The following is a 25,037-nucleotide window of genomic DNA, read 5'->3' as shown; positions in this document are numbered from 1 at the left end:
TTAGAAATAAATGATAAAAGCGTAAAGGACATTTACTCCATGGCAAATATTCTCGCAAACGAGATTCCTGTTAAGTTTAAGGTCTTAAGAGAGGGAAAAATCCTTACCCTTGATGCTGCACAAAGTTTTTAGAAATTTATGTAAAGATTAAACCTATCCAGCGTTTCTAAGTCAAGCATTCTAATCCTTCCTACTCTTATGTTTACTGGCTTGAATGCAAAGGCTGCAAACATAACATCGTAAACGAAAAGATACTTAGGTTCTTTATAATAGTCTTAGGGTTTTTTTTGCGTTAGGGTTATTTTTAAAGGCTGGCAACATATAGCTGTTAGACTTTATGTGGCAAACAAAGTTTTTCAATTTCTAAACTATCTACCAAATTGTTTAATTTATACGCTCTCTTTTTAAGATTTTCGAAATCTTTATAGAGTATATTTTCATCTCTCAGTTCATTTATTAACTTTTCAGTAATTTTATGAAGCGCTACATGGTTTGTTTCTATTTCTTTAAATATTTTGGAATTTGCATATTTTTCAACGTTTGAATAAAACCATTTTCCAAATGCACAACTTTTATAATCTTTTAGGAAAAATAAATTTTCATCATACCTTTTTTCTTGAATAATTTTTTCAATTGTTTTTATAAATCTATAAATTTCATATTTAGCTTTTATAAGCTCGAAATCAATTGTTTTTATATTTTTTCTTAAAAAATTTAAAAGAGTATCATCTAATCTGAAATTCTTTACTAATAATATAAAATCATTAAGAGGAATGGGTTTAGACAAAAAATATCCTTGTAAGAAATTGCAATTTAAGTGATTGAATGCAAAAAATAAGAATTCGTTTTCAACTCCTTCAGCAGTGATGTTGTATTGTAATTCGTTTAGCATATGTATTATTGAGGAAACGAGAGTTGCTAATTTTGGGTCCTTTTCACAATCAAACACAAAGCTCGAATCTATCTTAATGTTTTTAAAATCAAAACGATTTAAATATGACAAAGACGAGTATCCAGTTCCAAAGTCATCCATATTGAAATATATGCCCATTTCTGCCAAATTATCCATTATTATTTTAGTTCTATCTGCGTTTGAGAGGGCTATTGATTCAGTGATTTCGAATCTAAAATGATTTGGATTAATGTCTTTTTTATAAAATATGTTTTTAAAATTTTCTAAAAAGTTATCTGAAAGAAATGTCCTGCCGGTGATATTGGTCGATATGGATATGTCCAAATTGTGATTCTGAAAAATCTTTAGATCATTTAGACTTTTTTCTATAACGTAGTAATCAATTTTTTCTATTAAGTCAGATTCCTCGGCAAAGGGTATGAAAGCGTGTGGAGGCAGGATTCCTTTTTCGTTGTGTCTCCATCTGATAAGCGCTTCTGCGCTTTTTATGTTTTTAGAATTTGTTTCAAAGATTGGTTGATAAAACAGTTCAAATTCAAATCTTTCAATTGCTCGAATAATTTCGGAATGTAAATATATCTTCTTTTCAAACTCCTTTTGAATTGATTCGTTGTAGAAAACACATTGACCTTTTCCAATTTGCTTTGCCTTTATGCATGATGCCTGTGCGAAACTAATTATCGAATCTACTTGGTTTGAGTCATTGGGGAACAATGAGATGCCAAGACAACATGACAGTTGTATTTTATTTGAATTTATGGTGAACTCTTTCTTTTTTATTTTGTTATAAAGCTTTTTTATGTATTCGGTTGCTTCTTCTGATGTATTTTTTAGAGAAATTACTGCAAATTCATCAGAGCCAAAATAGCATACATAATCTTCTTTATCACAAGCATCATTTTCCAGGAAATAAGCAAAGTCTTTTAATAGAAGATCGCCTTTTTCGATTCCATACGTTGTGTTTAAGTATGCAAAATTGTCTAAGTCTATATATACTACTATAAAGTTGTTTTTGTTCACTGCAAGCTCGTTTAGTTTGTCATAGAACCCCTTTGTATTTAAAAGTCCTGTTTTTGAGTCGTGGAACATAAGGTATTCAATTTTTTTGTCTTTATCTTCTAAGTCTGAAATATCTATAAAGAAACTAGTATAATAAATTATATTGCCATCTTTATCTTTGATAGTGCTAATGGTTATAATTTCTGGATATATTGTCCCATCTTTTCTTTTGTTGTATATTCTTCCACTAAAAAAACCATCTTCTTTTAATTTTTTCCACATATCTTGGTAAAACTCTTTTGAGTGAAGGTTTGATTTCAATATTGATGGGTTTTGACCAATTGCTTCATCGTTTGTATATCCAGTTATTTTAGTAAAGGCAGAGTTGGTGTAGATTATTTTATTATTTGAGTCGGTAATTACAATTCCCTGGATAGATCTGTTTAGAACATCATCTAAAAGAAGTTTCTCCTTCATATTTTCTATTATGCTTAAAATAACGCCAAATGTGCTGGCAAGATTGGAAAGTATTTCTATTTTTCTGGTTGTAAAAAAACCTATCTCATCAGAGTAAATGCTCAATATTCCTGATATCTTATTGTTTGGTAATATTGGAAATACTGCAACAGACCTGAGGTTATACTTCTTGGCGTTTTCATGGATATATTCGTAATTTTTGTCCAATAAAAGATCGTTAACTATTAATGGTTTTCTTTCTTTAATTACATTCAAAGAAGTCTGGAGCATTTTCTTTTTATATTCTGTGCCCTGTTTTATATATTCAGAAGATGGCCCATAGGGTTTGTAAAATAAAATATCGTCATTTTTTATAATTCCAAGCCAGATAAGTTTGAGATTAAAATCTATAGCAATAGTTTCAAGAAGTTTTTCAATTAAAACTCCAGGATCACCAATATTTTCCAAAAAAATTTCGTTTGCCCTGGCAACTATTTTAGAAAAATCTTCTTCTTTTTTTAACATAGTAATATTATTTTATTTTTTTATTCAATTGTCAAATAATTTTTTCACCTTGTAAACTTAAAGTACAGCAAGGTTATTATAAAAGCGCTTATTATGTATGTTATATACCAGTGAATGCTTGAGTTCATAATAGTTTTTGAGAATAAAGAGCTTATCTTGTTAGAAAGTTTTGTGATAAATGAGTAAAAGTTCTCTATTATGTCTGCACTGTAAACATAAGCAATATCGTTTTCTCTTATTTCTCTTGTCTGACTTAGAGGTTTTAGGAGGGATTCTACTATAAAAGAATAGGCTCCAATTTTAAACGATTCAGCTGGTAAAACTTCTAATCCTCCAACCCATGGTTTCACCCTTTTTACATCTTTTTCTTTGCTTTTTAGTTTCCAAAGAGCTATGAAAAATATAAAAATTATAATTCCAAAGAGTGTTGGGGATAAAACTCCAAAAATAGGCCTGCTTGATACTATTAACAGAGGGTTTGGAACTGCCAACAGGCCATCTAGAAATGTATGGTATCCAAGGGCTATGATTATTAAAGGTGATATAAATCCTAAAGTGATAACCAGGAATATCAGGATGGCTTCAGAGATTTTCATCGTCAGAGATTCAATATTTATAACCTCTTTTGTTTTTGTTCCAAGAGCGCTAAATCCGATTAACTTTTTCATACCAAACGAACTAAGTCCTATTGCAAGTGTAATCAAAATTGCAGAAAAGGTTACTATTAATTTTAACGATAGATCCTCAATTTTATAGGATTGGAAAAATGTCTCGAGCAACATCCAATCGGATACAAAACCTATTAGAGGAGGGAAAGCGCTTAGTGAGAGACCAGAAATAACTATGCCTAAGCCAGTTATTTTGCTTAAATATTTGAAAACTCCACCTACATTGTCAATTAACTCTTCTGAAAAGGCCTCTTTAGCATGGCCTATTGAAAGAAATAAAGTCGTTTTTGAAAATGAGTGTGAAATTATTATAAACAAAGCAGTAAGCATGGCAAATTGTGACAGAAATTGAAGATTTTGAGCGTTTGCAGTTAAATAAGCTATGCCGATACTTGCAAGTATCAAAGAATTGTTCTCTATTGTAGAATAGGCTGGTAATTTTTTAAGGCTTCTTGATCTGGCTGCTTGAAGTGCTCCCCACAGAGCACTAATAGAACCTAATAGAATGCTAATGATTGCAAATACTTGTAAATGTGGATTTAATGCAAATATTCTAAATATCCCATAGGTTCCAATTAGAGTTACAGGTACTGAAAGTATTGCTGCTACATTCGATGGAGATTTCGAGTATGTGCTGCTTATCCAGACGTGGAAAGGAACTATGTCCATTTTTATTATAAAAGCCAGATATGCAAAACCCATAAACACAATATTTCCTACAGCATTTGAAATGATAAAATTCTCAGTCTGAGCCCAAAGTGCGCCGAATGCAATAAAAAGAGCTATAGATGAAGCTTCACTAAATGCAAGAAAGCTAAATGCTTCTTTATATGTATTTCTTCTCTCAAGAATACTAAAGAAGATGGCTATACTAATACATTCAAATGAAATTAAAAAACTTATTGCATCCTGAGAGGTTAAGATAAAAAGCATCGCAAGCATTGCAATATTTAAAAGTAGCGACATCCTCTTGCTAAAAAGCTTATTGAAGTCTATTGAATAAAATACGATTATGCCAAAACAAAGAAAGGCAATTATCAAAAAAATTGAAGAGATCTTATCAACTCCAAGTTTTAATGATATATCTGGAAATAGCGCAAGGTTTAAGATATTTAGCGATCTTTCAAATCCTAAGATACCAACTGCTATTGAGAAAACAGACCCAAGAACAGCAAAAATACAGCTTAACTTATTATTAAAAAAAGAAATTATTCCAAGTAAAAAACAAACAATACTTAGTGTATAAAATATCATTTTCTCTCATCACCTTTCATAAAGGCTAATATGTAAGAGAGTATATCGTTTCTTGAAACATCTCCCTTAATGTGACCTATTACGTTGGGTATATCAAAATTCTCAAAATTAATACCCAAATCGTTGTTTTCAGTTAACAGCACGCCAAATGGTTCGGGCATTTGATTTATGGCCTCCAACATTAAAGGAACCATTTTTTCAGTAGGCTTACCTAAAATGATTAAAAGATCGGCTTCTCTTGGATTTTGAGTAAAAAAGATGCCGAACCTGTGCAGGTTATATTTAGGTGACATTAATGCAAAAATTTCAAAATTTAAGGCGTTATCATTTCCAACGTCAATGCAAAATATGTGTATTGATCTTTTAAAGATATTTTTTATATTTATTTGTTTGAGATTTAATTTTGCAATATTTAAATTTTTTTCAGTGTATTTTTTTGTTAACCCATAAATTGGCCAGAACAATTGTTTCCTCCTTGATATTTTTTATCTTGCGCAATCACAGAAAAAAGCCCCAAAGGAATCGACTGTAAAGGTAAAATCAGTAAATATTTGCCCTACTAGAGCCTTTTGGATTGCCCTAATTAGAAACATAGATGGTGTGCTGATATAAACATACTTAATTTTTCCTTCTTCTATTTCTACGTAATATGTTATTGTTCCGCTTGCTGATTCACTTTGGCCAATGCCAGAATCTTTCTTTTGCGAAGTTTTAAGAGGTTTTGGTTTTTCTGGTTGAGTTTTTTGAAGTGTTTCTACTGTTTCTTCGATTATACTCAAAGACTGATTTATTTCTTTAGCTCTTACTATCATTCTGGCAAGCGAGTCGCCCTCTTCTTCTAATATGGGCTTGAAATTTCTTGTTGTCTTGCTGAATTCTCTAATATCAAGACTGTAATTCATTGCTTTAAGCGCTGGTCCATCAAAACCGGTGTTATAAAAATCTTCTATTGTTAGAATTCCTGTGTTGTGAAGTCTGTCTAAATAATTTCTGCTTTCTAAACTAAAATTGTAAATTTTGTTGAATTCATTTACTATCCTCTTTAATTCTTCTAAATAACTTTGAAAAACCTCTTTAGAAAAATCTTTTACATCACCAACCTTCTTTAATCTTTTCAAAAATGTAGAATTAAAATATTTAGAGTTTAAAGACAGGCATCTTTCAAATAAATACAATAGATGACTTGAATAAACCTTTTGAGCTGCAGATATTGAAAGTTTTGCAATAACATAAATATGATTATAAATTCTTTCTATTTCTAAAAATATTACTCTTAAAAGCTTTGAATAATCGCTTAACTCTATACCTAGAGCTTCTTCTATTGCCTGAGTAAACGCTACTGAGTGAGAAAATGCAAAGTTTGAGCATATTGACTCTGCGAGTGATATGGCCTCATCGAAGGACTTGCCTATCATTAAACTTTCAATTTGTCTTGATTTGTAAGTTTGATCAATATTTACTGCTAGCATTCTTTCACCATAAGTTTTAATATGATAGGTTGCACATTCTTGATTAGCTCCTGCTAAGGGACCTAACCTAAAATCAAATACTTCTTCTGATGTGATGTTAGAATCCACGTAAATAGAATCCCTATCTTTTAGCCAGTCATAATACTTGAAATCCCTTTTTTGAGATATGTCGACAAGACCTGTAAACGTGCCAGAGGATACAAGCAATTTTTCTGTATTATCTGAATATATTATTCCTAAAAGCCTTTTCATTTTATTATTCCTCCAAGAAAGCTGTATAAAAATGGAATTGCAATCAAGAACAATAAGGATAAAGAAATATTTATTATTGGAATATATACAAATTTACTTTCGATAAAAGTCTTTTTATCAGACTCACTAAACACCATAGATATGACCTTGTTATTAATAAAGAGAAACGCAATACACAAAAACGCAAACAATATTGCTCCTGTGATATAACCATATATCTGTATTACTTTTGATAGTATTATCAGCTCTCCCACAAATGTAGCAAAAGGTGGAGTTCCTGTTACAGCAAGCGATCCCAAGAAGAAGAACAAACCTGTTTTTGGCATAAGGTTTATCATATTTTTTACATCTTCAATTTTTTTAGTTTTAAACCTGTGAAGTATGTTACCAGTCAGCATAAAGGTTCCAGACTTTGCAAGAGCATGGGAGAATATTAAAACTATGGCTCCAAAGAGGCCAAAAGTTCCAAGGCTAATACCAATCAAGGACATGCCCATATTTTCAATTGAAGAATATGCAAATAGTCTCTTGTAAATTGTTTGCGAGCCTGTAATGATAGCTGCTGTGGCTACACTCAAAAACCCCAATGAAAAGGCAAATAGACTAAGGTAATAATTTGGAAAAATTTCAAATATTCTAATCAAAGGATAGAGAGAGACTGGTAAGAGTACTGCAGAAAATATAGCGCTCACTGGTGCTGGAGCTTTTCCGTGAGCGTCAGGAAGCCATGTGTACATCGGAAAGATGCCTGCTTTAGTGCCATATCCAATGATTGACAAGAGAGAGCCTAATAAAAATATGCTGTCAGTTGGGTGAAGCTGCAGCAGACTAAATATGGATAGTGTTTTCTCGCTAGAATATATAAATAGTGTGGCTATAAGAGATATTATTAAGCCAACTGAGACAATTATTATATATCTATATGCTGCTTCAACTGCAATTGAGTCGTTTTGGGTAGATATCAGGAGAGCACTAGTAAAGGTTGTGGCTTCAATTCCTACCCAAATTAAACCAAGGTTGTTCAAAACAACTGATGCAAATAGAGCTGAGACGAAAATATTCAATAAACTAAAATACTGATGAACTTTTATCAGCTTGTTTTCGATGTGATTGATATATTCTATGGAAAAAATTACAACACTTAAATATACAATTGATATCATAAGAGAGAATATTTTAGAAAGATTGTCAACGTATAGGTAATTGTTTTTTATAGTTGGCTCCCAAAATCCTATAAGGACTGATAATATGCAAAGGACAGAGAATATAATAGAAATGTTTTTTGCATATCTTTTAAATGCGAAAAAGCCAATAATTGATGCAATAAAAGAAAATAGACAGGGTAATAGGTAAATAAACTCTAAATTAATCATCCGTATAGCTCCTCCTCATTGTCTATGTTTTCTTTTCTGAGTCTCATTATTATGGAGCTAACCAGAACAATTCCTAATATATCGAGCACTATACCTGCCTCTACTATGAAAGGAAGTCCACTGAAGATATATCCGAACAGGAATATAGAGTTCTCCATTACCAAATATCCAATCAACTGATTGTACGCATTTGACTTTGAAATAATCAGAAAAGCACCTTGTAGCATGAGGGTAATGGGAATAGATTCAAGAACTGAGCCAGAATCTGACAAAGCTATCGAATATAGTCCGTAACTAAAAAGCGCAAGGCAGATAGAAATGATGATCGATTGGCTCACTCCGAGTGGATTTTTCGTTTCTCTGACTCTCCAGATATCCCTTTTAATTGTTTTTAAAAGGTATCGAGGAATAAAAATGGCCCTGGTTAAAATAGTTAGAATTGCAAGAATTATTAAAGTAGATTCTCCATTTATAATGCCTATAACAAGAAGAAAAATCCCCAAAATCCATGAAGAAAGATCAAAGGTTTTTATTGTAGTGGAAATAAAAGATTGCCACTGCATAAAAACTATCAATATTATCTGAATAAAACCAACCAAAATAAATATATTATTTTGCATTTTCTACCTCACATTTTCGTGGTATAAAAGACTATCATTGCAATAAGTGCAAAGGCAAAGCCTACCGATATAAAGTCAAATATCTTCATCAATCTGTACTTTGAAAGTGTAGTATTTATAAGAGCAAAAATAAAAATTAAAAATAGCATTTTGAAAAAGTTAATGAACATGTATAAAATTACGTTTATTATATTCATTTGCATTGGCACAAAGAATGGGAATGTGAAAACGTTGATAAAAACGTTCATTAACAAAAAGGCTTTTATATAACTTCCCCATTTATTTAGAGCAAGCTCTTTTCCTGAATATTCAAGATTTAGAGACTGATCTATCATACCGAGTTCGTTACTAGAGTCAGATTCAATAGGTAAGCTGCCTGTTTCGATAATCAATAGAAAAAAGAATGCTGCTGCAATAAAGATATGAGTTAGCGAAAAGTACCATGAAGTAGATGTCTGGAATATGTTGTTAATTACATATGGATTATTCGTTCCAGATATTACTCCAAACATTATGAATATGAGTAATAAAATAGGCTCAGTAAAAACACCAATTGAAGATGCCCTGGATGCACCAAGAATAGAGTAATTGTTTCTTGTGTCAAGAGCTGCTACTTTTTTTAATGTAGATGCTGCTGCGAAAACTAAACCTCCACCAATAAAATCAACTACCGGGCCAAACAAGAGAGGAAAAGCTGTTATGATTGGAAGTACAAGTGTTAGAAAAAGATACATTGCAAAGGTTAGATAAGGGATAATTTCAAAAAGTTTGGAAGATGTAGTAGGATATATACTTTGTTTTTTAAGTAGCTTGAAAAGATTATAATATTCCTGGAAAATTGAAGGACCAATTTTTGATTCAATTCTTTCTTCGATCTTTCTTAGTATCCCTACTGCTAGTGGAGCAAGGATTACAACGTAAGCTAATTGAACGAAAGAAAGTGCTAAGAGTTCAAAATCTTTACTAGTCATAGCTTTTGCCTTTTTGATAAACAGATTTCATAGGCGTTTTCAACTCCTTTCAAATATACTTCAGGAGTCATCAGCCATTTGTGAGGCATTACGGTGAACTCCATCACCGAAGCTAACTTTATAACACATAATAACGTTTATTGTCAATGGGGATAAACTCTAATAATACATTGTTTGATATATTTTGTTGTAAAATTATAAATATACTAAATAAATAAATTTTTAGAGGTGAATGTCATGAAAATTGGTTTTATAGGACTTGGCATTATGGGTTCTGGAATGGCAAATAACTTATTAAAATCAGGATTTGATATGTATGTTTATAATCGCACAAGAGAAAAAGCAAAGGAATTAGAAAGTAACGGTGCTAAATTTTGCAGTACTCCAAAAGAACTTGCAGAGAAAAGTGACCTAGTTTTTATTATGCTTACCGATGTAGGGGCTTGTAAGGCCGTGTCTGAAGGCAAAGATGGATTTTTAGAAGCTTTAGGGAAGGGAAAGATTGTTGCTAATTTTAGTACAGTACATCCTAATTATTCTTTAGAGCTCTGTAGTTTAGTTAAAGAAAGAGGTGCTCTATTTTTAGAAACTCCTGTTTTAGGCAGCAAGATTCCTGCTCAAAAGGGTGAGCTTGTAATTCTGGCTGCTGGTGACAAAGAGGCTTTTGAAAAGTGTACAAGTGCTTTTGAGAAGATTTCAAAGAAGGTGATGTATTTAGGAGATGTTCCAAAAGCATCTTATGTAAAAGTTGTTAACAATGAGGCTTTTGCTACTTCTTTGACAGCTTATCTTGAGGGATTAGCTTTTGCTAGGAAGATCGGCTTAGATCCTGAGATGGTATTTAATATACTCAATTCTGGGGCTTTGGCTAACCCATATTTCGAATTTAAGATAAAAAAGGTCTTAGCTAATGATTTTGAAACCCATTTTTCTTTTGAAAATATGAAAAAGGATTTGGGGTATGCTGTGAGCGTAGCAGATGAATTCAAATGTTATTGTCCTACTCTAGCTGCAGTTAACGAAGTCTTCAAAAAGGGACTAAAAAAGCATGCAAAGGAAGATATGAGCGCTATATTTAAAGTTTTTGACGAATGATGAAAAGTATTTACCCAAAATAAAATCTATCTGAAGTTAATAATTTAAGGGATGTTATTCTTTCTTTAAAAATTTGATCTCTTTTTGTTCGTTATTGTAATTATTGAGTTTATAACAAAAAAAGCTTTCTTTAACAGTTATAAAGGAGGGGGGGTGTAATTTTAATAAGGTTATTTTTAAGGAATGTTAGGAGAAAATTTTCCCTTGACATCTACTATTAAATGATTTTAAATATATTAATATAATGTAAATAATTTGAATATGATTTTTGTTTTTATTGTAAAATATTATTAATTTTAAGATTATTTTTGGGAGGAAATAGTGAGAGCTATTCTGTTATTTTTTTTGTTTTTTTTATTAACCCCCAAAATTTCTTTTTCAGAACCAATAAGTTTAAACTTAAACGAAGCTATAGAATATGCTTTGGTAAATAACCATGAATTAAGATCTCTTTCTGAGTCTATTCGTGTTAAAGAAGCTGAATTGGGGATTGCCCAAAGTAGTTATTTGCCGAAATTCTCTTTTAATGAAACCTATTTAAGAACAAACAACCCAACGTATGTTTTTATGGCAAAGTTGAATGAAAAGAGATTTACTCAAAATGATTTTGATATAAATTCTTTAAACAATCCCTCATCGTTAAGTGACTATCAAACTTCTTTTACCGTTAATCAGTTAATATTTTCTAGAAAGGCATTGTTGGCTATAAATATGGCAAAAAAAGAGCTTGAAGCTCAAAAATTAGACTATCAGAGGAAAAAGGAAGAAATAGTATATAAAGTCATTAAAAGCTACCTTGATGTTCAAACTGCTAAAGAATATCTATCAGTTGCACAAAAGGCTCTTGAAGATGCTCTTGAACATGAAAAAATTGCAAAAATTAATTATAAAGTTGGTCTTAGCGTATATTCTGATGTGTTAAGAGCACAAACTTCAGTTTTAGCGGCTAAAGAAAGGCTTGTAAGTGCAAGGAAAAATTTTGAAGTATCACAAAGAGTTTTTGGTCTTGTCTTGGGCTTACAGGAAAATGTAATTCCATCTGAAAATTTTGATCTTCCTATTAAGTTTCAGAGTGAAAGCTATTATAAGAATGCAAGTTTTAATAGAGCGGATTTAAAAGCAATTGAGTTAAGAGATAAGATCTCGCATATTAACGTTGAATTTGCTAACTCTGGTTATTTACCTTCTCTTGGTTTATCGGCTACTTATCAGATGAACGATCACAGTAATATTTTTGGATCAGAAGGAGACAGTTATCAGTTTTTAGCATATTTGAGTTGGGATATATTTGATGGATTTAAAAGAGAAAATGAGATTAAAAAAGCAAAAGCTGAACAAAAAATCATTGAAGAAAACTTAAAGTCTATGAAAGATGCCATTTCTTTAGAGGTATACAGTTCGTATCTTGGGGTAGAAGAAGCTAAAACTAATCTAGAGTTAGCAAAAGGGGCATTAGCCAGTGCAGAAGAAGACACAAAAATTATTTTGCACAGATATCAAAATGCCCTCTCTCCATTTATTGATTTATTGGATGCTCAAACGAATTTAGATAATATAAGGGCAAATTTAGTTGATAAAGAGAACAAATATTTTATGTCTTTAGTTGATTTGGAATATAAAAGTGGGACTTTACTTTCAGATTTAGGGATAAAGTAAGACGAGGAGGATAATATGATTAAAAATTCAAGGTTTTTTCTTTTTTATTCGATAATTTTCTTATTGTTTTTATCAAGTATTTTTTTTATTTCAGGGTGCTCTTCAAGTCATAATGGGAAAATAGAAAGTAAAACAATAAGTGGTGTAAAACTTCAAACAGTAAGTGAAACTGATCTGCCAAAATATTTAGAAGCAACTGGAACAGTAAAGGCTAAAATAATAAGCGTTATCACTAGTAAAGTTATGGGGACTATTACTTCGATCAATGTAAAAGATGGTGATATGGTCTCACAAGGTCAAGTATTATTAACCATATACGATCAAGATGCCTCTGAAAGAGTAAGACAGGCAGAGAAAAATCTTGATGCAGCAAAGTTAAATATGTCTTTAAGCAATGCAACTTATATGAGATACAAGGCTTTGTATGATGAAAAGGCCCTAAGTCAGCAAGAGATGGATCAAATTACTACAGAAAAAGAACTTGCTCAAACCAATTATGAAAGAGCAAAAGCTGCTTTGGAAGAGGCTAAAATTATGAGAAGCTTTTATACAGTTACTTCTCCGATTTCTGGGATAGTGTCCTCTAAAAAAGTTGATGTGGGTACTACTGCAATGCCAGGTATGCCATTGCTTGACGTAGAAAACACTTCCAGTTTTGAGTTAGATGCCAACGTTGATTCAAAATATTCTCAGAATTTAAAGATTGGTTCTATTGTTAAAGTTAGAATTGATTCTTTGCCAGAAATAGAAGGGAAGATATCTGAGATAGTTCCTTCAGTAGATCCGATGTCCAGATCATTTGTCGTAAAGGTGGATCTAGGTCCAGGTAATTTTAGGAGTGGAATGTATGGCAAGGCATACTTTAATATTGGTACAAAGAGAGCTATTACTATTCCAGAATCGGCTATTGTTAGAAAGGGCGGATTAATTGGCGTTTACGTTGTTGATGATAAGGGATTGGTAAACTATAGGATGGTTAAATTAGGGGAAAAGTATGGAGAAAAGGTTGAAGTTTTGTCTGGGCTTTCTAATGGAGAGAAGATAATAGTTGAAGGTACTGAAAATGCTTTTGACGGCGCAATAGTAAAAGGGAGTTAGGAGCCAGATATGAAATTCGGTATTGCAGGCAAAATAGCTCAACTCTTTATTAGGTCTAAGCTAACTCCTTTAATTGTTATTACTGCTTTAATTTTGGGAGTTTTTGCTGTAATTGTAACCCCTAGAGAAGAAGACCCACAAATAGTTGTTCCTATGATCGATGTTTTTGTTCGTTATCCAGGTGCTTCGGCAAAGGAAGTTGAGGAAAGGGTTACAAAGCCAATGGAAAAATTCTTGTGGGAGATTAAGGGTGTTGAGTACATATATTCCACTTCTAGGCCAGGTCTTAGCATGGTAACTGTTAGGTACAAGGTGGGAGAGGACATGGAAAAGAGCATTACAAATCTCTATACAAAGTTATTTTCCCATCTTGATCTAATTCCACCTGGGGTATCAATGCCAATTGTAAAACCAAAATCTATTGATGATGTGCCAGTTTTAACCTTAACCCTTTGGAGCAATGAATATGACGGATACGAACTTAGAAAAATTGCTCTTGAAGCATGTGATTATTTGAAAAAGGATAAAGATGTAGCAGAAACACATATCATAGGTGGTCCAAAAAGAGAAGTGAAAGTGGATATAGATCCGATTAAGTTAAAATCGTATCATATATCACCACTTCAGATATCACAGATGATAAGCTCAGCAAATGTCTCCCTTTCTTCTGGCTCTTTTCCTTTAAATAACTATGAATTTTTAGTTGAAACCGGTTCTTTTCTTAAAGATGCAAACGATGTTGGTAACGTAATTGTTGGAGTTTTTAATGGCAGACCTGTTAAACTTAGCGATGTTGCTACCATAACTGATGGACCAGAAGAGGCTAAGGATTATGTCTTTATGGGATTTGGCCCCTCGTGGAAAGAAAGTATACCAGGTATTGAAAGATCGAGCATATATCCAGCTGTTACAATAACGATAGCAAAAAAGAAAGGAACAAATGCAACTGAACTTTCAGATAGGCTATTAGATGATATTTCAAGGTTGAAGGGTACTGTGATTCCAAGTGGTGTAGAAGTAACAACTACAAGAAATTATGGAAATACAGCAAATGAAAAATCAAATGAGTTATTAGAACACATGTTACTTGCAGCAGTTTCGGTTACTGTTCTTATAGGTTTAAGCCTGGGAATTAGGGAGGCTTTGGTTGTTGCTGTAGCTATTCCTGTCACTTTGGCGCTTACTCTTCTTGCAACATATTTATTTGGCTTTACTTTGAATAGAGTTACTTTGTTTGCCTTAATTTTTTCTATTGGTATTTTGGTAGATGACGCCATTGTAGTTGTAGAAAATATACACAGACATTTTAGAGAGAAAGAAGTTTCTATACTTGTTGCAATTCAAGCAGTAAATGAAGTAGGCAATCCTACAATTCTTGCTACTTTCACAGTTATTGCAGCTCTTTTGCCGATGGCTTTTGTTTCTGGAATGATGGGTCCGTATATGAAACCAATACCTATTGGAGCTTCTGCTGCAATGATAATATCCCTTCTCATTGCATTCATAATTAGTCCATGGCTTAGTTACATTGTGTTAAAAAATGTTAAAAGAACAGAAAAAGAGAAAGAAAACAGAATAATATCCTCTTTTAATAAGATATATAGAAAAAATCTTACCTCAATGTTAGAAAGTGGTAAAAAAAGGGTAGCTTTTATAATTTTTACTATAATATGTCTTTTGGCTTCGGTAGCCCTTTTGCCCTTAAAAGTAGTTATGGTAAAGATGTTACCTTTTGATAATAAGAGCGAAATTCAGGTTTTGATAGACACTCCTAAAGGAACTACTTTAGAGACTACGAATGCGCTTGCTGAAAAAATAGCAGAATATATCAGAACTGTTCCTGAAGTTGATAACTATCAAATATATTCTGGCACGGCCTCTCCAATAACGTTTAATGGTCTTGTTAGGCATTATTTTCTTAGAAAAGGTGATGATGTAGCCGATATTCAAATTAACTTGGTGCCAAAGGACGAGAGGAGTGCACAAAGTCACGATATTGCTAAGAGAATTAGAGGACCTATTGACCAAATTGCTAGCGCTTACAATGCTAGAATAAAGATTGTGGAAGTGCCGCCTGGTCCGCCAGTACTCAGTACGTTGGTGGCTGAGGTTTACGGTCCTAACTTTAATGAACAGTTGAAAATTGCTTCTGAAGTTGAAGATATATTTAAAAAGACGCATGATGTAGTGGATGTTGATTGGTTACAAAATGAAGAACAAACAAAATATATTTTCAAAGTTGACAAGGAAAAAGCTGCATATAATGGTATTTCAACCTATGATATTGCCCAAAGCCTTCAAATGGCACTTCATGGTACTGATGTGGGTCTTTTGCATACCGATCACAGTAGGGAGCCAGTTGAGATTTGGGTTCAGGCTCCACTTAAAAATAGAGCAAGTCTTGATGGGCTTCAAAATGTTGCGCTTCCTTCTTCGAATAAGCATATGGTTTCTCTTGCAGAATTGGTGACTTTAGAGAAGACAACAGAAGATCAGCCTATTTACCGTAAAAACCTTAGAAGAGTTGTGTACGTTATTGGTGATGTGGCTGGAAGAGAAGAGAGCCCAATATATGCAATTTTAAGGATGAACAAACCTATTTCTGAAATAAAGGTACCAGGCAACCATCCTCTTAAACTTTATTTTACACATGAACCTCCACTTGGTTTAAACTATTCGGTGAAATGGGATGGCGAATGGCAAATTACTTATGAGGTGTTTAGGGATTTAGGCATAGCCTTTGCTGTTGTTCTAATTATTATTTATGTAATGATAGTGGGTTGGTTTAAGTCATACATTACCCCGTTTATTATAATGGCTCCAATACCTCTTTCTTTAATCGGCATTTTGCCTGCGCATGCACTTTTGAACGCATTCTTTACGGCTACATCAATGATAGGATTTATTGCAGGAGCTGGTATAGTGGTTAGAAACTCAATTATTTTGGTTGATTTTATAGAAATGAAATTGAACGAAGGTGTTCCATTAAAGGACTCTATAATTGAGGGATGTTTAGTTAGGTTTAGACCTATGTTTTTAACTGCTGCTGCAGTAGTGGTTGGTTCAAGCGTGATACTTTTTGATCCTATATTTCAAGGAATGGCTATATCGTTAATGGCAGGGGAAGTGGCAGTGACAATATTCTCTTGGACACTGTTGCCCATTTTATACTTTATATATAAGGATACTGAGATAAAGATTAAAGAAGGAAACATAAAGTTTGACATAAAAAAGATTTTTAAGAGGTGATAATATTATGTATATGGCTCCAACAGACAGTTGGTATCTTGAAAGAGTAATTTTTCTTATTGCTGGAATATTTATATTACTTAGTCTTTTTTTTGGATTTATTTGGAGTCCTTACTGGTTTATTTTAACTTTTTTAGTAGGAATAAATCTAATAATCTTTGCTTTAACAGGTTTTTGCATAATGGCTAATATCCTTTACAAACTTGGACTCAAGTCAAAAATAAAATAATTATTATTAATTGACGGTGAGATGTGTGTAAAATTTTGTTCCGGGATGAATTAAATGAAGCTATTTCTTTAGCAAAGAAGGTAGGAGAATACTTTGACAGGCTGTTTTTAGAAAATCCAAAATTAGCATTGAAAAGAGTTGAAGAACTAGAAGAAAAGATCTATCTGCTTTTAAAAGAGAAATTTCCATCATATGGTTTTCACTGCGAATCTATGGGAATAGTTTCTCAATCAACTCACGATGATGACATATATTGGATAGTTTCTGCTCTTTGTGGAGCTGAGCCATATTCAAAAGGTTATAGGGGGGCATCTGTATCAATCGCCCTTTTATCAAATAGCGAATTGGTATTGGGAGTGGTAAACTCTTTTAATTTCAATGATTTATTTTATTGGGCTAAGGGTTTAGATGGGGTCTATAGGAATGGGCAAAGAACAGACAAGGCTCTTAAGTCTAACGTTGTTCTTACTTCTTATGAGGCTGACAAAAATAGTATTACAAACTCAAGACTTTGCTATCCTTTTAAATACAAGTGCGTTCCGTGTTTTTCCTATAGATTGGCCTTAAGCTCGGTAGGAGAGGGGATTTTTGCAATTGATTGCTCAAGTCCAACGACGTTTACATATGCTGCAGCTCATGCTCTTTTGATCGGAAATGGGTTAAATCTTTTTGACGAATCAGGTAAGGAGATCGTCTATTCAAAACAAGGTTATAGTGGGTGCGGTCAAATATGTTTTGGTGGAGACTACGGGATAATAAAAGAATTTGTGGGTAAAAATTGGAAAAGCGTTCTTTATAGAATGCCTTTAGAAAAAAATCTTGACCTTAATCCAACAGAGGTTCCAAAACTTACTAGTTATATAAAGGATAAGATGTTACTGTCAAAGGTTCAGGGTGCTATGATGGGCTTAATAGTGGGTGACTCATTTGGGTATTCGAATAGTAGCGAAAAGATTATTGACTTTACCATTGAAAATCAAATGTTAGAGCCTGTAAATTCTGAAATAGTTATCATTCTATCAAGAGTACTTTCGAAATACTGTTCATATAATTTTAAAAAGGTTATTGAGTCTTACCTGTATTGGTATAACTCTGAACCTGTAGAAGTAGATTTTGCCCAATCAAGTGCCTTTAGCTCTCTTAAATCAATGAGAAGCATCCCTGAAGGATATTCTTCAGAGTCTATTGATGACGTTACAAACTCGTTTTTGTTAAGGATTATTCCAATATCAATATTGACTTTAAACTCTTCTTTTGAGGAAGCTTTTAAAGTTGTTGAACTAGATTGTAAGATAACCAATCCTAATCCTATTTGTCTAGAGTGTGCAAAAATTCTAACTTATACGTTTAGATTAGCTTTGAGAAGAAAAATATCTAATGCTGAGTTGTATAAGTTTGTACTTAGTTTTCTGGATAAAAGTGAATTTTCAGAGAATATAAAAAAGGTCATAATTGAAGCTCAAAGTAGTGTTAATTTAGATCATACTAAAAAACCTGAAAACGTTTTGGTTTGTCTTCAAAACTTGTTTTATGAATTATTACATTCAAATAACTTCGAAGAATCTATTTTAAAAACATCAATAAGAGGAGGCGATTCATCAAAAAATTGCGCTTTGGTTGGTTCTTTATTTGGTGTAATATATGGAATAGAAAATATTCCCATATACTTTAAGGATAAAATTCTTTCAAGTAGGTCGATAAAAGGATTGCCAAAAATTACTTACCCACGCGCTCAAATATTTTGGCCTGTAGATATTTTAATTATTGCTGAAAATCTTATAAAATGTTAGTAGATTTTTATTTGTAAAGGAGGATTTATATGGATGCAATTGAAGCATTGTTTAGTAGGAGAAGCATAAGGTCTTATACTGATAAAGAAATTCCTTATGAACATGTCGAAACTATTTTAAGGGCAGCTATGTCTGCTCCTTCTGCAGGCGGTAGTAATGTTTGCCATTATATTGTTGTAAAGGATAAGGATTTACTGAAAGAAGTTCTTAAATACCATCAATATGCCCATATGCTTTTACAAGCAAATGTTGGTATTGTTGTAGTTGCTGATCCTGCTCTTGAAAAATATCCTGGTAGATGGCCATTAAATTGTTCTGCTGCAATGGAAAATATACTTATTGCAGCAACTGCACTTGGAATAGGTTCTTGCTGGGTTGGCATTTATCCGGTGGAAGAAAGAATGAATGGGTTGAGAAAGATTTTTGACATTCCAGAGAACTTGATACCGTTTGCTATAGCTTCTCTTGGATATCCGGCTGAAAAGAAAAAACCACACGGTGAACTAAATACTTCAATAATTCATAATAATAAGTGGTAAAAGTAATTTATTAATGGTTTTATTAGAGGTAAAAAATTTAACTTTAGGGTTTTATTCTGAAAAAAATAAAAAATGGTTGAAGGCATTAAATAATATAAACTTTAGCCTTAATAAAAATGAATTTTTGGGTATAGTTGGAGAATCTGGTTCAGGTAAAACAATTCTTGCAAATTCTATTTTAAACTTGATACCAAAACAGGGGAAAATAATATCAGGATCCGTACTATTTAAAGATAAAGATATTCTAAAACTTTCAGAGAATGAAGTTAGAAAGATTAGAGGAAAAGATATTGCGATCATCTTTCAAGATCCGATGAGCTCTCTTCACCCTCTATTAACAGTAAAAGATCAAATAGTTGAGACTTTGCATGCCCATGGATTAATAAATAAGACTGATGCGCTTGATATTGCAATGAATCTCTTAAAAGATGTCAAGATTGATCTACCAGAGTTAGTTTTAAACAAATACCCCTTTATGCTTAGTGGTGGAATTAGGCAAAGAGTAATGATTGCTATTGCTATTTCTTGCAGCCCTGAAATTGTTATTGCCGATGAGCCTACAACTGCTCTTGACGTAACAGTACAAAAAGATATTTTAGCTTTGATAAAAGGTTTTAAAAAAAATTTGAATTTTTCTTTCATACTTGTTTCTCACGACTTAGGGGTAATATGGGAAAATACCGATAGGGTTATCGTGTTGTACTGTGGAAGGATAATGGAGAGTGGCAAAACAAAAGAGGTTTTAAGAAATCCTCTACACCCTTATACATTTGGGCTTTTGTCTTCAATACCAAGAAGAACTGGCAATAAATTAGAAATTCTTAAAGAAATAAAAGGCAGCATTCCTTCTTTACAAGATTTTCCAGAAGAGATATGTCCGTTTTTAGAAAGGTGCAATTTTGCAACTAAAAGATGTCATGATCCTGTATCTTTAGAACAAATAGATGATGATAGATTTGTAGCTTGTTTCAATAAGGGTATGTTTAGATAGTGCTATTTCGGGCTGAAAATATTTGTAAAACTTATTATAAAAAGGGATTTTTCCGATTTGATAATAACAATAATTTAGATGCTTTAAGGGATATTAATATTAGTGTTCAGGAAAAGGATATTATTGGAATTTTAGGTGAAACTGGGTCGGGCAAGAGTACGCTTGGAAGGATTTTTGTGGGATTGGAAAAACCTACCAAAGGTTTGCTTTTGTACAATAACAAAAATATTTTTGATTTAAACAAAAAGGAATTTAGAGAATTTCAAAGGAGTACTTCCTTTATCTTCCAAGATCCTTACTCATCTTTTAATCCTAAGATGAAGGTGTTAGATATCCTTCTTGAACCGCTAATTCTTGGTGGTATTGAACGGGCTAAAAGAAAAGATATAATAGATGAGGTAGTTGAGGATATGGGTCTAAAAAATGATGTTCTTCAGAAATTTCCGTATCAATTTAGTGGGGGACAAAGACAGAGAATTGCTATAGCCAGGTCCTTAATTCTTAAGCCAAAATTTTTGGTTGCCGATGAGCCCGTTTCTTCCCTTGATCTTTCTATAAAGGCTCAGATTTTAAAATTATTTGAAAAGATATATGGAAAAAACGATCTTACAATGATGATAATATCTCACGATCTTTCAATTATCGAATATTTGTGTAATAAATCAGTAGTTCTTTACAAGGGCTTGATAATGGAAGAGGCTTTTACTGAAAAATTATTTAGCAATCCCTTACATCCTTATACTAAGCTTTTAATAGAATCGGTTCCAACTTTGTATTCTACTAGAGCTGAAGATATCAAAACAGAAGTTTTTGAACCTTCACTTGATTTTAATAAAACGAAACTAAGACTGTGCCCATTTTTAGAAAGGTGCAAGCTGAAATTTGATAAGTGTAAAGAGAATCTACCTGAGATTACAGAAGTTGAAACAAATCATAAAGTAAGATGCCACAGATATGGCTAATATTCCCAGAGCATAAGAAGATCATAAGGGATATTTTTTACAATTTCCATATCAATTTTCCCATTTTTAGCCATTTTTTCCAATATTTCAATAGCATCATCGTGTTTAAGCCTATCTGTTCTATATGGTCTTTGTTGTCTAAGTGCAGCATAAACGTCTGAGACAGTCATAATTCTTTGTAAAATTGAAAGGTTGTTTCCCTCTAAACCAAATGGGTAACCGCTGCCATCTAAATATTCGTGGTGAAAAGAAGCAATATCTACAATTTCTTTATCTAATCCTAATGAATTTAAAAATGAATACGTATAATAAACATGAGATTTCATAGTTAGCCATTCATTACCGCTTAATTTGTCAGGTTTTTCAAGAATACTGAGTGGTACGAAGAGCTTTCCGATATCGTGCAAAAAACCAGCGGTTTCGATTTTTTGGCAGTCCATCGGAGAAAATCCCATTGCTTTGGCAATAGAGACAGCAGTATACGTTACGTCAATCGAGTGGAGTTTCGTAAATTCGCTTTTTGCGTCAACCAAATTTTTTGCAATAGATTTAGCAAAACTATTTAATTCTTCGCTGCTTAAGATTTCAAATCTATCTCCAACTAAGTTAGAATTTTCTTTCTTTAATTCATTTAAATCTTTTAACAAAAATAGAAAGGCATCGTTTCTTGAAACCGCTATAAAGGCATCAAGCACCTCTTTAAATGTTCTTTTATCTTTAAAAAGAGAAACTGCTTTTGCTTGTACTTCTTTTGGCTTGGTAAAATTGTTGCTTCTAATTTGAATTTCGATTTCATCTGCAAAAAAGATTATTCTTGATAATAAATTAGTTGTATTCTCATTGTGATGTTCTTTGATAATATAAGCGGTTGTTTCAAAAAAGGGTACGTCACGGAATAATTCATAGCCATTATAAGCGTGATTTTCAAGATTCATTTCTTTTCTACAGTTAAACTCAAGAAGAAGGGAAACTTCATTAGAAAAAGCTCCTATATCGTGTAACAAACTAGCATGATATAGGTCAATTCTTTGGATTTTTTCTAAATTCATCTCTCTTGAAATTAGATTTGAGATGAGACTAACTCTTAAAGAATGTTCGTACGGAGAAGAATTAGAAAGGAGATAAACTTGTGAGAAAGCAATATTTTCAACCAATTTTGTAAGATTTATCTTTTTATAATTAGCAATCATTGTTTAAGATGGTTATTATGTCTTCTGGTTGCTTAATATGTAAGATATCTTTCTCTATCAAAATTTCATCTGGTCTAAAACCCCAAAGCGCACCCATAGGTAAAATTTCTGCATTTTTTGCTGCTTTTATGTCTATTGCAGTGTCTCCAACCATTGACCAATTGTATCTTTCAAATTTTGAAGAAGAAATGATTTCATAGATTGCTGTAGGATCAGGCTTTTTCGGTATTTGAGGTCTTGCGCCCAAAATTTTTAGGAAGGGAAATTTAGGAAAGAAAAAACTTGCCATCTCTTTTGTGAAGGGATCTGGCTTGTTCGAGAGTATTGCAACCATATAATTTTTCTCTTTTAAATACTCTAAAACTTCAGGAATTCCATTATAGGGCTTACTATTTTTCGACCAGTTTTTTCTATAAATTTCGCTATAACTTTTTAGTAATTTTGATTTTAGTTCTTCTGAATAAATATCTTTTGGGATTATTCTTTCTATTAAAACTTCCGAACCCTCACCGACAAATTTTTTATAATTTTGAACAGGATATGGTTTAAGACCAACATCAATAAGAGCCTGGTTTGCGCTTTCTGCAATATCTTCGAGGGTGTCAACAAGTGTTCCGTCAAAATCAAAAATTATACCTTTAATTTTATTGTTTATTGACATATCAATATTTTATTAATAGTTATATTTATAAATCTCTATGAAAAGTTTATTTGCAAGATCTCGATTTAAACTTTTTAATATCCTGTATTCTGTCATTGCAAAGTCTTTTTCGCCTAGTTTCGCTAAAGCAACTCCAATATAATAATGATAATCTGCGTTATCAGGGTCAAGCCTTATTGCGTTCTTGTACGCTTGAAATATCATACCGTTGTCAGATCTGCTTCTAAAAATTTCACCTAACCTTGTAGAAGCTATCAAGCTATCTGGGTCTTTAATTAAGAGATTTTCATATAAAGTTACAGCTTTATCGTAGTTTTTCTTTTCAAAAGCTATATTTGCGTTTTCTAAAAGTTGCTCAGCGCTTTGGTTATTGATTATATTGACAGGGTATAAACTTGCAAGATTTTTAATTGTGTATATTTTGTCAAAAAGGGAATTGGCAAGAGCGATATTTAGATCCTTTAAAGCTCTGAATTGTTGATATGCGTCATATAAGTCTTTTATTTCCACATAAGATAAGCCCAGTTGATATCTTGCATCAGAGAATTTTGGAGTAAGACTTACAGCTTTGGTAAAATTTTCTATTGCTTCTTGATTGTTATGCTGGTTAGAGTATACTAAACCCAGGTTGTAATAGATATAAGCGTTTGAAGGATCCTTTTGTATAGCATTGGTCAAAACTATTATTGCTTCATTATTGCTTCCTAGTTTTCTCAGAGCAATTCCTTTGGTGAGCATAGCATCAACATAATTAGGATCGATGCTTAGAGCTTTTGAGGTAATTTCTACAGCCTTTGAGAGCTGATTAGTTCCTATATAGCATTTTGCTAACTCATCATAGGCTTGGACATAATTTGGATCAGTATCTATTGCTTGTTGGAAAAACATTACTGCCTTGTCAAAATTTGATTCGTTAAGATATTTTTCACCTAAAACAAAATATTCCTTTGCTAAATCAGTTTGTACAGATGCATAAGAAACGTTTACAGAAATGAACAAAATTGAAATCAGAATTAGTAAAGTTTTTTTTAACATATTTTTGACCTCCTTGCTTAACATTTAATATTTTTAAACTATTCTATTCTATTTTATTTGTAAGCGTTCCAATATTTTCAATTACAACGCTTACACTGTCTCCAACTTTCATTGGTCCTACCCCTGAAGGAGTACCTGTCATAATTACGTCACCTGGCAACAAAGTCATTATTGAACTAATAAAACTAACCAAGAAATCTGGCTTGAATATAAGGTTTGATGTGTTAGATCTCTGTTTGATTTCGTCATTTAGAAGTAATTTAATATCTAAAGAGCTCGGGTCAATTTCTGTTTCTATCCACGGTCCTATTGGAGCGAACGAATCAAACGATTTTGATCTTGTCCATTGAATATCTTTTCTCTGGAGGTCTCTTGCTGTTACGTCGTTGCCACAAGTGTATCCTAATATATAGTTTTTAGCATCTTCAATCATTACATTTTTTGCTGTTTTTCCAATTACTACAGCAAGCTCTGCTTCATAATGTAGTTCTTTAGTCTGTGGTGGATAGTAAATTGGGTAGTTAGGGTGATTGATCGCTGTAGACGGTTTTAAAAAAAGGACAGGCTCATCTGGTAGTTTTTCTTTCATTTCGTTTGCATGGTCCATATAATTCAAGCCTACGCATATAAATTTAGAAGGAGAAACGGGTGATAGAAGCTCTATTTCATCAAAACTTACCCTACTTGAGCTTCTTTTAATAGAAAGTAAGAAATCTTCTTCTAAAACTACTACTTCATTTCCTTCGATTACGCCAAACTTTGTTTCGTCTTGAAATCTAAACCTTAATAATTTCAATTTGTTGCCCCCTTAAATTTTTTGTAGGAGTTTTCTTTTTCTTATTTCGAGAAAAATCTCATCCACCAAAATTTTTGACCTTCTTTTTTTTGCTCACCCTTTAAATTGTTAAATAACTCCATTAAGGTATTATCGGATTCTTTTTTCAATCTGGATAATTCCTTCGCCCTGACAGGCCTCGCAGCGGCCCCACTTGACGTTAAACGAAAATCGGCCGGGCTGGTAGCCACGGATTCTGGCGTCGGG

At 32.5% G+C, this 25,037-nt stretch carries 21 protein-coding genes and 1 riboswitch; of the genes, 9 read left to right on the top strand and 12 right to left on the bottom strand.

Annotated features, from left to right (window positions below; genetic code table 11):
• Positions 1-328 precede the first annotated feature (328 nt).
• From ACWIUX_RS02670 to ACWIUX_RS02640, 7 genes are read right to left on the bottom strand one after another with little or no spacing between them, the layout of a single operon-like run.
• Entirely contained in the window at positions 329-2,893 is a 2,565-nt protein-coding gene (locus tag ACWIUX_RS02670) for an EAL domain-containing protein (RefSeq protein WP_448589180.1), read from the bottom strand.
• Positions 2,894-2,937: 44 nt separating this feature from the next.
• Positions 2,938-4,815, bottom strand: coding sequence for a proton-conducting transporter transmembrane domain-containing protein (locus ACWIUX_RS02665; RefSeq protein ID WP_448589179.1), 1,878 nt, complete (start codon positions 4,813-4,815; stop codon positions 2,938-2,940).
• Positions 4,812-5,279 (bottom strand): NADH:ubiquinone oxidoreductase, encoded by a 468-nt coding sequence (locus tag ACWIUX_RS02660; RefSeq protein ID WP_448589178.1) that lies wholly within the window; start codon positions 5,277-5,279, stop codon positions 4,812-4,814. Before ACWIUX_RS02660 ends, ACWIUX_RS02665 begins: the two co-directional genes overlap by 4 nt.
• A gap of 21 nt (positions 5,280-5,300) precedes the next feature.
• The gene (locus ACWIUX_RS02655) at positions 5,301-6,536 is read right to left on the bottom strand and encodes a hydrogenase large subunit (RefSeq protein ID WP_448589177.1); all 1,236 of its coding nucleotides are present in this window, start codon (positions 6,534-6,536) and stop codon (positions 5,301-5,303) included.
• The gene (locus ACWIUX_RS02650) at positions 6,533-7,909 is read right to left on the bottom strand and encodes a proton-conducting transporter transmembrane domain-containing protein (RefSeq protein WP_448589176.1); all 1,377 of its coding nucleotides are present in this window, start codon (positions 7,907-7,909) and stop codon (positions 6,533-6,535) included. The genes ACWIUX_RS02655 and ACWIUX_RS02650 overlap by 4 nt, the downstream gene beginning before the upstream one ends.
• Positions 7,906-8,529 (bottom strand): hydrogenase 4 membrane component (E)-like protein, encoded by a 624-nt coding sequence (locus tag ACWIUX_RS02645; protein WP_448589175.1) that lies wholly within the window; start codon positions 8,527-8,529, stop codon positions 7,906-7,908. The genes ACWIUX_RS02650 and ACWIUX_RS02645 overlap by 4 nt, the downstream gene beginning before the upstream one ends.
• 8 nt (positions 8,530-8,537) lie before the next feature.
• Complete coding sequence (locus tag ACWIUX_RS02640) at positions 8,538-9,500, bottom strand: respiratory chain complex I subunit 1 family protein (protein ID WP_448589174.1); 963 nt, start codon at positions 9,498-9,500, stop codon at positions 8,538-8,540.
• A 54-nt stretch (positions 9,501-9,554) separates the two neighbouring features.
• Positions 9,555-9,617, bottom strand: a riboswitch (Fluoride riboswitch).
• Between the two features lie 120 nt (positions 9,618-9,737).
• Between ACWIUX_RS02640 and ACWIUX_RS02635 the strand changes: the two genes are divergently transcribed.
• From ACWIUX_RS02635 to ACWIUX_RS02595, 9 genes are all read left to right on the top strand, one after another.
• Positions 9,738-10,595, top strand: a complete 858-nt coding sequence (locus ACWIUX_RS02635) for an NAD(P)-dependent oxidoreductase (RefSeq protein ID WP_448589173.1) — start codon at positions 9,738-9,740, stop codon at positions 10,593-10,595.
• Between the two features lie 321 nt (positions 10,596-10,916).
• Positions 10,917-12,251 (top strand): TolC family protein, encoded by a 1,335-nt coding sequence (locus ACWIUX_RS02630; RefSeq protein WP_448589172.1) that lies wholly within the window; start codon positions 10,917-10,919, stop codon positions 12,249-12,251.
• A gap of 15 nt (positions 12,252-12,266) precedes the next feature.
• Positions 12,267-13,349, top strand: a complete 1,083-nt coding sequence (locus ACWIUX_RS02625) for an efflux RND transporter periplasmic adaptor subunit (RefSeq protein ID WP_448589171.1) — start codon at positions 12,267-12,269, stop codon at positions 13,347-13,349.
• Positions 13,350-13,358: 9 nt separating this feature from the next.
• On the top strand, positions 13,359-16,598 hold the full coding sequence (locus tag ACWIUX_RS02620; protein WP_448589170.1) for an efflux RND transporter permease subunit: 3,240 nt from the start codon (positions 13,359-13,361) through the stop codon (positions 16,596-16,598).
• Between the two features lie 7 nt (positions 16,599-16,605).
• Complete coding sequence (locus ACWIUX_RS02615) at positions 16,606-16,827, top strand: YgaP family membrane protein (protein WP_448589169.1); 222 nt, start codon at positions 16,606-16,608, stop codon at positions 16,825-16,827.
• Positions 16,828-16,862: 35 nt separating this feature from the next.
• Entirely contained in the window at positions 16,863-18,617 is a 1,755-nt protein-coding gene (locus tag ACWIUX_RS02610; protein WP_448589168.1) for an inositol monophosphatase family protein, read from the top strand.
• 29 nt (positions 18,618-18,646) lie between these two features.
• Entirely contained in the window at positions 18,647-19,156 is a 510-nt protein-coding gene (locus ACWIUX_RS02605) for a nitroreductase family protein (RefSeq protein ID WP_448589167.1), read from the top strand.
• 13 nt (positions 19,157-19,169) lie between these two features.
• Positions 19,170-20,147 (top strand): ABC transporter ATP-binding protein, encoded by a 978-nt coding sequence (locus ACWIUX_RS02600; protein WP_448589166.1) that lies wholly within the window; start codon positions 19,170-19,172, stop codon positions 20,145-20,147.
• Positions 20,147-21,109 carry an ABC transporter ATP-binding protein gene (locus ACWIUX_RS02595; RefSeq protein WP_448589165.1) on the top strand — a complete coding sequence of 321 codons (963 nt, stop codon included), beginning with the start codon at positions 20,147-20,149 and terminating at the stop codon, positions 21,107-21,109. The genes ACWIUX_RS02600 and ACWIUX_RS02595 overlap by 1 nt, the downstream gene beginning before the upstream one ends.
• Here the strand turns inward: ACWIUX_RS02595 and ACWIUX_RS02590 are convergent.
• The 5 genes from ACWIUX_RS02590 to ACWIUX_RS02570 form a co-directional block, all read right to left on the bottom strand.
• A complete protein-coding gene (locus ACWIUX_RS02590; protein WP_448589164.1) occupies positions 21,106-22,299 on the bottom strand; it encodes an HD domain-containing phosphohydrolase in 1,194 nt (397 codons plus the stop codon). The genes ACWIUX_RS02595 and ACWIUX_RS02590 overlap by 4 nt on opposite strands.
• Positions 22,289-22,960 (bottom strand): HAD family hydrolase, encoded by a 672-nt coding sequence (locus ACWIUX_RS02585; protein ID WP_448589163.1) that lies wholly within the window; start codon positions 22,958-22,960, stop codon positions 22,289-22,291. The genes ACWIUX_RS02590 and ACWIUX_RS02585 overlap by 11 nt, the downstream gene beginning before the upstream one ends.
• Before the next feature lie 12 nt (positions 22,961-22,972).
• Positions 22,973-23,995 carry a tetratricopeptide repeat protein gene (locus ACWIUX_RS02580; protein ID WP_448589162.1) on the bottom strand — a complete coding sequence of 341 codons (1,023 nt, stop codon included), beginning with the start codon at positions 23,993-23,995 and terminating at the stop codon, positions 22,973-22,975.
• A gap of 43 nt (positions 23,996-24,038) precedes the next feature.
• Positions 24,039-24,791 (bottom strand): fumarylacetoacetate hydrolase family protein, encoded by a 753-nt coding sequence (locus tag ACWIUX_RS02575; protein ID WP_448589161.1) that lies wholly within the window; start codon positions 24,789-24,791, stop codon positions 24,039-24,041.
• Positions 24,792-24,832: 41 nt separating this feature from the next.
• Positions 24,833-25,037, bottom strand: a 205-nt coding sequence (locus tag ACWIUX_RS02570) for a hypothetical protein (protein WP_448589181.1), incomplete at its 5' end; no start/stop codon positions are given.

The organism is Thermodesulfobium sp., assembly GCF_053498235.1.
The sequence above is the reverse complement of the archived record's forward strand: the minus strand, read 5'-3'. Positions and strand labels throughout refer to the sequence as shown.

Coding starts and splice junctions, on each gene's coding strand:
- ACWIUX_RS02670 (WP_448589180.1), bottom strand. CDS start 2,893: ATGTTAAAAAAAGAAGAAGATTTTTCTAAAATAGTTGCCAGGGCAAAC.
- ACWIUX_RS02665 (WP_448589179.1), bottom strand. CDS start 4,815: ATGATATTTTATACACTAAGTATTGTTTGTTTTTTACTTGGAATAATT.
- ACWIUX_RS02655 (WP_448589177.1), bottom strand. CDS start 6,536: ATGAAAAGGCTTTTAGGAATAATATATTCAGATAATACAGAAAAATTG.
- ACWIUX_RS02650 (WP_448589176.1), bottom strand. CDS start 7,909: ATGATTAATTTAGAGTTTATTTACCTATTACCCTGTCTATTTTCTTTT.
- ACWIUX_RS02645 (WP_448589175.1), bottom strand. CDS start 8,529: ATGCAAAATAATATATTTATTTTGGTTGGTTTTATTCAGATAATATTG.
- ACWIUX_RS02640 (WP_448589174.1), bottom strand. CDS start 9,500: ATGACTAGTAAAGATTTTGAACTCTTAGCACTTTCTTTCGTTCAATTA.
- ACWIUX_RS02635 (WP_448589173.1), top strand. CDS start 9,738: ATGAAAATTGGTTTTATAGGACTTGGCATTATGGGTTCTGGAATGGCA.
- ACWIUX_RS02625 (WP_448589171.1), top strand. CDS start 12,267: ATGATTAAAAATTCAAGGTTTTTTCTTTTTTATTCGATAATTTTCTTA.
- ACWIUX_RS02620 (WP_448589170.1), top strand. CDS start 13,359: ATGAAATTCGGTATTGCAGGCAAAATAGCTCAACTCTTTATTAGGTCT.
- ACWIUX_RS02615 (WP_448589169.1), top strand. CDS start 16,606: ATGTATATGGCTCCAACAGACAGTTGGTATCTTGAAAGAGTAATTTTT.
- ACWIUX_RS02605 (WP_448589167.1), top strand. CDS start 18,647: ATGGATGCAATTGAAGCATTGTTTAGTAGGAGAAGCATAAGGTCTTAT.
- ACWIUX_RS02600 (WP_448589166.1), top strand. CDS start 19,170: ATGGTTTTATTAGAGGTAAAAAATTTAACTTTAGGGTTTTATTCTGAA.
- ACWIUX_RS02590 (WP_448589164.1), bottom strand. CDS start 22,299: ATGATTGCTAATTATAAAAAGATAAATCTTACAAAATTGGTTGAAAAT.
- ACWIUX_RS02585 (WP_448589163.1), bottom strand. CDS start 22,960: ATGTCAATAAACAATAAAATTAAAGGTATAATTTTTGATTTTGACGGA.
- ACWIUX_RS02580 (WP_448589162.1), bottom strand. CDS start 23,995: ATGTTAAAAAAAACTTTACTAATTCTGATTTCAATTTTGTTCATTTCT.